Below are 7,075 nucleotides of genomic sequence, written 5' to 3'. Positions count from 1 at the left end.
GACCATGTGCTGAGCCAGGTGTTCGAAAGCGCTTGCGGGCGTTACGGCACCACTCGCGATTATGTCGAGCAAACCGTCCACGCCCTGCGCAGCCACGCCATGCCAGACCGAAATCTGGAGGCGCGGCTCAAGCGCTGCAAGGCTTAAGCGAGCGCTTCGCGACCCTGACTGGCGACTTGCTTGTGCCACAAGGTCGGTGCCAGGCAAGCCATCGCCAGCAGGCACGCACCAACCAGCAACACGAAGCCGCCATCCCAGCCGAAATGGTCCACGGTGTAGCCCATCGCTGCGCTGGCCGCGACCGACCCGCCCAGATACCCGAACAAACCGGTGAAGCCCGCAGCCGTGCCGGCGGCTTTCTTCGGCGCCAGTTCCAGCGCTTGCAGGCCGATCAGCATCACCGGGCCGTAGATCAGGAAGCCGATGGAGAACAGCGCGATCATGTCGATGGTCGGGTTGCCGGCCGGGTTCAGCCAATAAACCAGAGTCGCCACGGTCACCAGTGCCATGAACACCATGCCGGTCAGGCCTCGGTTGCCGCGGAAGATCTTGTCCGACATCCAGCCGCACAGCAGCGTGCCCGGAATACCGGCCCACTCGTAGAAGAAGTACGCCCACGAGGTTTTATCCACGTCAAAGTGCTTGGCTTCCTTCAAGTAGGTCGGCGCCCAGTCCAGTACGCCGTAGCGCAGCAGGTAGACGAAGACGTTGGCCATGGCGATGTACCAGAGCATTTTGTTGCGCAGCACGTACTTGACGAAGATTTCCTTGGCGCTGAATTCGTCTTCGTGGCTGGCGTCGTAGCCTTCCGGGTAATCGTTCTTGTATTTCTCGATGGGCGGCAGGCCTACCGACTGCGGGGTATCGCGCATCACCATGAAGGCGAACACAGCCACCAGCAACGCTACGGCGGCGGGAACGTAGAACGCCGCGTGCCAGTCGTTGAACAGACCCATGCCAAGCAGGAACAACGGGCCGATCAAGCCACCGCCGACGTTATGCGCGACGTTCCAGACCGACACCACGCCACCGCGTTCCTTCTGCGACCACCAATGCACCATGGTCCGGCCACTCGGCGGCCAGCCCATGCCCTGGGCCCAGCCATTGATGAACAGCAGGATGAACATCATGGTCACGCTGGACGTTGCCCACGGTGCGAAACCGAAAATGAACATGACCCCGGCCGATACCAGCAAGCCGAAGGGCAGGAAGTAACGCGGGTTGGAACGGTCGGACACCAGCCCCATCAAAAACTTCGATAAACCGTAGGCAATCGCGATCGCCGACATCGCCAGGCCCAGCTGGCCACGGGTGTAGCCTTCGTCGATCAGGTACGGCATGGCCAGGGAGAAGTTCTTGCGCAGCAGGTAATAACCGGCGTAGCCAAAGAAAATCCCGGCGAAGATTTGCCAGCGCAAGCGCCGGTAGGTGCTGTCTACGTGTTCTTCAGGCAATGGAGCCTGATGTGCGGCAGGACGAAAGAAAGCAAACATTCAAGAGCTCCAGATTTCTTGTTTTGACTGCGGATGCGAATGTTACAGTTTCGTTACCGAAAAAAGCACCGCTTGTCGCCAAGGAAATCCAGAGAAGTGAACGAAAACGCATGTTCTTTTATGAACATGCGCTCTTCAGGTGGAGAGGGACGATTCGGATAATCAGCTGCCATCCCCGGGCAACAGATGTTCCTGGATCTTCTTGCTGTGGGATTCGACCAAATTCCCCTGGTCGTCGAAGCGCAATACGATCAGCCAGTCATAGACGTCTTCCGGCCAGGATTTCTGCCCGGTCAACGCTTGGCCATCGCCACCGAACGCTTCGATCAGATTGTCGATATGTCCGTGATGCCAGGCGATCAATACAACCGGTGCCTGATTCTTCTTGCCGAGCGATTTGACCAGTTTGTCGACTTCTTCATCGGCATAGGGTTGCTCGATCGGAAGGTGCAGACGCTGGGACAGCGGTGTCAGGGTCAGCCGTGGTCGCGCGCTGGACTTGCTGTCGCTGGTGGCGATCAGGCGTTGCGGTACCAGGTTCTTGCTGCCCAGCTGCAGCGGGTCGAAATAATGTGCATAAGCCTCGGCACGCAGCTCGCCACGAGGGCTGAGCCCCATGCCCTGATCGGGTTTTTCCGCGTGCCGGACGATCAGTACGGTGACATTTTTCAGGCCCGGAACCTCCTTGTTATTCTGATTTGCCAATGTCTGCATTGAAATCAACAGTGCAGGCAAGACCGCCAGACTCAATAACAGCTTGCGCAGCATCATGCTCATCCTCCGTCCTGTGATGGGTAAACAGACTCGAAGCGTAGCAGGGAGTCTGGTTCACCGTACCTGCACCACCACCTTTCCAACAGCCTTGCGCTGGCCTAGATCATTGATGGCGTTGGCAGCTTGAGCCAGCGGGTAAACCTGCGACACCAGAGGCTTGAGCTTGCCTTCGGCGAACCAGCCGAACAGTTGCTGGAAGTTTGCGGCGTTGTCTTGTGGCTGGCGTTGGGCGAAGGCGCCCCAGAACACCCCGAGTACGGCTGCCCCCTTGAGCAGGGCGAGGTTCACCGGCAGTTCCGGGATGCGTCCGCTGGCGAAACCGACCACCAGCAGCCGGCCGTTCCAGGCAATGGCGCGGATCGCCTGGTCGAACAGGTCGCCACCCACCGGATCGTAGATCACGTCGGCACCGTTGCCATCGGTCAGGCGCTTGATTTCGTCCTTGAGGTTGGCTTCGCTGTAGTTGATCAGCTCATCGGCGCCGGCAGCCTTGGCCACGGCAAGTTTCTCGGCGCTGCTGGCGGCAGCGATGACCCGGGCGCCCATGGCTTTACCGATTTCCACGGCGGCCAGGCCGACACCGCCTGAAGCGCCGAGCACCAGTAGGGTTTCCCCCGGTTGYAGGTTGCCGCGCTGTTTCAGCGCGTGCATCGAAGTGCCGTAGGTCATGCTGAAGGCGGCGGCGGTGTTGAAGTCCATCGACGGCGGGATAGGCAGTACGTTGTAGCCCGGCACCGCGACTTGCTCGGCAAAACTGCCCCATCCGGTCAGTGCCATGACCCGGTCTCCCACCTTGAGGTGGCTGACTTTTTCGCCCACCGCGCTCACCACTCCAGCCGCTTCACCGCCCGGCGAAAACGGGAAGGGTGGCTTGAACTGGTATTTGCCCTCGATGATCAGCGTGTCCGGGAAGTTCACCCCGGCCGCATGCACGTCCAGCAGGATTTCGTTCTTCTTGGCGACAGGACTCGCGACTTCTTCCAGCACCAGCGATTCGGCAGGGCCGAAGRCTTTGCACAGCACGGCTTTCATCAGGGCTATTCCTTTGGGAGTGATGGCCGATAAGTGTAGGTGTGTGAGTCAACGGGTCAACGAGCATGCCCGACCCTGATAGGCAGCCATAAGCTTTGTGCTTGGGCTGCGGGTGGTTATGCTAGGCCGCAAACCGGATGAGGAGCGAATTGTGAAAGCGTGGATCATGTTGATGCTGGCCCTGTCTCTGCCTGTGGCAGCGATGGCCGAAGAAGCCAAAGAAGGCGAAGCACCGAAAGTCACCTATATCAGCCTGACCCCACCGTTCGTAGGCAACTATGGGCTCGATGGCACCCCGAAGCTCAAGGTCTACAAGGCTGATGTGGCGTTGCGGGTAAGCGGTGACGAAGCGGTCAAGGCTGTGAAGGCCAACGAGCCGTTGATCCGTAATCAGCTGGTGGCACTGTTTTCTCAGCAAACCACTGAGGCCATGAACAACGTTGAAGCGAAAGAGAAGTTGCGTCAGGAAGCCTTGAAGCAGACCCAGCAAGTGATGAATGACGAGACCGGCAAGCCGATGGTGGACGATCTGTTGTTCAATAACCTGATCATCCAGTAAACAACCTGTGGCGCGGGGGCAAGCCCCTCGCCAGATGATGTATTCAGGACGCCAGGCTTTTGCGAAACCGCTTCAGCGCAATCGCAAAGAACAGCAAGCCAATGGCGCTCAGCGCCAGTAAGTCCGGCCAGACCACGCTGACCCCGGCGTCGCGAAACAGGATTGCGGCGCTGAGGCTGACGAAGTGCGTTGACGGCGAGCCCTGCATCACCCATTGCAGCCATTGCGGCATGCTGTCCAGCGGTGTGCTGCCGCCGGACAGCAGCAGCATTGGAATGATCACCGGAATGGCCAGCAGGCCGAACTGGGGTGTCGAGCGGGCCAGGGTCGCGAGGAAAATACCCAGCGCCGTGCTGGCGAACAGATACACGGCGGTCACCAGCAAAAACAACGTCATGGAACCCGCCAGCGGCACTCCCAGCGCACCTTTGACGATCACCTCCAGCGATGCCCAGGTGCACAGCACCACCACCAGCATGTTGCTCCAGATTTTCGCCAGCATGATTTCCAGTGCTGTCAGCGGCAGCACCAGCAAGTGGTCGAGCGTGCCATGTTCGCGCTCACGCAGCAGTGCCGTGCCAGTCAAGATGATGGCGAGGATGGTGATGTTGTTGACGATCTGAATCACCGCCAGGAACCAGCCGCCTTCCAGATTGGTATTGAACAGCGAACGGGTGGTCAGCAGGGCCGGGGCTTTACCGGCCGGGTCGCTTTGGTCGTTGTAGCTCAACAGTTCGCGCTGGAAAATCCGTGCGATGTAACCCGCGCCCATGAACGCCTGGCTCATGGCCGTGGCATCGACATTGACCTGCACCGCCGGCTGGCGCCCGGCCAACATATCCGCCTGAAAACTGGCTGGCACGTTGATGACAAAGGTGTACTGGCCGCTGTCCATGACCTGATCCAGTTGCCCGTAAGGTAACAACACCGGATGCTGGAATTCCGGAGGTTGCAGGCTCTGGGCCAGTTGTCGCGACARGTTGCTGTGATCTTCGTCGACGATGGCGACACTGGCGTTATGCACGCCAATCACCGAGCCTGCGGCCGGCATGTAGATCGCCACCGTAAAGGCGTAGAACAGGAACAGCAGCAAGACGCTGTCATGCTGCAGGCTGCTCATTTCCTTGAGGCCAAGGCGCAGAATGTGCGCGAGCTTGTGCATCAGGCCTCCTGCTTTTTCAGCATGACCAGGCTGAGCCCGGTGAACCCGACAAAGAACCCGAACAGCGCCAGGCATTGCGGCCATAACTGCCGCATATCCAGCGCCTTGGTGAAGGTGCCGACGGTAATATCGAGGAAGTAGCCCGCAGGAAACAGCATGCCCATGACTGCCGCCGCGCCATCGAGGGATGAGCGCGGCACGATCAGCCCGGAAAACTGGATGGTTGGCAGGCTGGTGATGATCATGGTGCCGAGGATGGCGGCGATCTGGGTCCGGGTGAACGCCGAAATCAGCAGGCCCATGCTGGTGGTTGCCAGCACGTACAGCAATCCGCCGAAGGCCAGGGTCAACGCACTGCCCTTGAATGGCACGCCAAAGAGCCAGCGGTTCATGGCCGTCAGGACTGCGAGGTTAATCAGGCTCAACACCAAATACGGCGCTTGTTTACCCAGCAAAAACTCCAGGCGGGTCAGGGGCGTGGCGTAGAAATTGGTGATCGAGCCGAGTTCTTTCTCCCGCACGATCCCCAGTGCGGTGAGCATGGCCGGGATGAACGCGAGGATCAGTGCCATCACCCCGGGCCCGATGGCGTTGACGCTGACCACATCCTGGTTGTAGCGGAAACGGGTTTCCAGTTTGGCGGCTGGCTGTCGATTCAGCGCAGGGCTGCTCTGCTCGGCCAGTTGTTCAATGTTGGCCAGGTGCACGGCCTCCACATAGTTGCGACTGGTCTCGGCGCGAAATGGCATGCCGCCATCAAGCCAGGCCGCCACGGTCGGTTGGCGACCGGCGAACAGGTCGCGACCAAAGCCCGGAGGGATCTCCAGCGCCAATTTGATTTCCGAGCGCTGAAGACGGCGATGCAGTTCCGCGGCATCGTGGATCGACGGCTGCTCGCTGAAGTAGCGAGAGCCGCGAAAAGCTTCCAGGTAGGCGCGGCTTTGCGGCGTCTGGTCCTGGTCGTAGACGGCGAAGGCGAGTTTTTCCACGTCCAGGGAAATGCCGTAGCCGAAGATCACCATCATGAAAATCGCCCCCAGCAGGGCGAAGGCCATTCGTACTTTGTCCCGAAGCAATTCCTTGCCTTCGCGACTGGCAACCGCCACCAGGCGCCCGAGGCTGAAGCCGCGATCCTTCAACGGCATGACAGGCTTGATTGTCGCGTCGGTGGGGACGGCAGGCATTGGTGGCTCGGCGGGGCCTTGAGCGTGTTCCAGGCAGGTAACAAATGCCGCTTCCAGTGTCTGCCCCCGGAATTGCTGTTGCAGTGCCGCCGGGGTATCGCAGGCGAGTACCTTGCCAGCGTGCATCAGCGAAATGCGGTCGCAGCGCTGGGCTTCGTTCATGAAGTGGGTCGAGAGAAAGATCGTTACGCCTTGCTCGCGCGACAACTCGATCAGCAGCCGCCAGAAATCGTCCCGTGCTGCCGGGTCCACGCCGGAGGTCGGTTCGTCGAGGATCAGCACTTCCGGGCGATGCAGCACCGCCACCGCCAGCGACAAACGCTGGCGCAGGCCCAACGGCAATGCACCGGATTGCTGTTCGGCGACGCTGCCCAGGTTGAAGCGCTGGATCAGCTCGTCGATGCGCCGGGCGCTGTCGGCTTTGGGCAAGTCGAACAGCCGCGCATGCAAATCGAGGTTCCGCCGCACGCTGAGCTCGCCATACAACGAGAAGCTTTGAGACATGAAGCCGACCCGTTTGCGGGTGGCCAGGTCCTTGGCATTCACCGGGTTACCCAGCAGCGAGGCGCGGCCTTCGCTGGCCGGTAKCAGSCCGGTGAGSAYTTTCATSGTGGTGSTYTTGCCGCAGCCGTTGGAGCCCAGGAAGCCGAAAATCTCCCCGCGTCCGATGGCAAAGCTGACCTTGTCTACTGCGGTGAAATCACCGAAGCGCAGGGTCAGGTCGTGGGCTTCGATGGCAATGTCGGTGCTGGCGCGGGTTCTGGGTGCGATGACCAGTGATTGCTTGTCGTGGTCGCGGTTACCTTGAAAATGGGTGAACGCTTCATCGAGTTTGGCGCTGGCGGTGACAGCGACCAGTTCGTGCGTCATG

The 7,075-nt window shown here is 60.1% G+C and carries 6 protein-coding genes and 1 pseudogene; 2 read left to right on the top strand and 5 right to left on the bottom strand.

Features of this window, described 5'->3' with window-relative positions:
* A pseudogene (locus tag AC1DH9_RS17575) lies at positions 1–147 on the top strand (gamma-glutamylcyclotransferase); the annotation flags it as partial.
* On the opposite strand, the gene glpT reads toward AC1DH9_RS17575, so the two are convergent.
* The 3 genes from glpT to AC1DH9_RS17560 all read right to left on the bottom strand — a co-directional run bounded on the left by glpT (position 144) and on the right by AC1DH9_RS17560 (position 3,299).
* Positions 144–1,493, bottom strand: a complete 1,350-nt coding sequence (gene glpT, locus AC1DH9_RS17570) for a glycerol-3-phosphate transporter (protein ID WP_054594577.1) — start codon at positions 1,491–1,493, stop codon at positions 144–146. The pseudogene AC1DH9_RS17575 and the gene glpT overlap by 4 nt on opposite strands.
* A 162-nt stretch (positions 1,494–1,655) precedes the next feature.
* On the bottom strand, positions 1,656–2,270 hold the full coding sequence (locus AC1DH9_RS17565) for a flagellar basal body-associated protein FliL (protein ID WP_427538754.1): 615 nt from the start codon (positions 2,268–2,270) through the stop codon (positions 1,656–1,658).
* 51 nt (positions 2,271–2,321) lie between these two features.
* Positions 2,322–3,299, bottom strand: coding sequence for an NADPH:quinone oxidoreductase family protein (locus tag AC1DH9_RS17560; RefSeq protein WP_477808501.1), 978 nt, complete (start codon positions 3,297–3,299; stop codon positions 2,322–2,324).
* Between the two features lie 151 nt (positions 3,300–3,450).
* Between AC1DH9_RS17560 and AC1DH9_RS17555 the strand changes: the two genes are divergently transcribed.
* Positions 3,451–3,858 (top strand): flagellar basal body-associated protein FliL, encoded by a 408-nt coding sequence (locus AC1DH9_RS17555; RefSeq protein WP_427538748.1) that lies wholly within the window; start codon positions 3,451–3,453, stop codon positions 3,856–3,858.
* A gap of 43 nt (positions 3,859–3,901) precedes the next feature.
* Here AC1DH9_RS17555 and AC1DH9_RS17550 read toward each other — a convergent pair whose 3' ends face one another.
* Both AC1DH9_RS17550 and AC1DH9_RS17545 read right to left on the bottom strand, forming a co-directional pair.
* Positions 3,902–5,020 carry an ABC transporter permease gene (locus tag AC1DH9_RS17550; protein WP_427538745.1) on the bottom strand — a complete coding sequence of 373 codons (1,119 nt, stop codon included), beginning with the start codon at positions 5,018–5,020 and terminating at the stop codon, positions 3,902–3,904.
* On the bottom strand, positions 5,020–7,075 hold a 2,056-nt coding region (locus AC1DH9_RS17545), incomplete at its 5' end, for an ABC transporter permease (protein ID WP_477808500.1). The genes AC1DH9_RS17545 and AC1DH9_RS17550, both read right to left, overlap by 1 nt.

It is taken from the genome of Pseudomonas sp. 05T35 (assembly GCF_056396605.1).
Note: the sequence above shows the minus strand (reverse complement) of the source record. Positions and strands in the feature narration are given on the sequence as shown.

Bases quoted from the DNA above. Each gene is read 5' to 3' on its own strand.
- AC1DH9_RS17565 (WP_427538754.1), bottom strand. From the start codon at position 2,270: ATGAGCATGATGCTGCGCAAGCTGTTATTGAGTCTGGCGGTCTTGCCT.
- glpT (WP_054594577.1), bottom strand. From the start codon at position 1,493: ATGTTTGCTTTCTTTCGTCCTGCCGCACATCAGGCTCCATTGCCTGAA.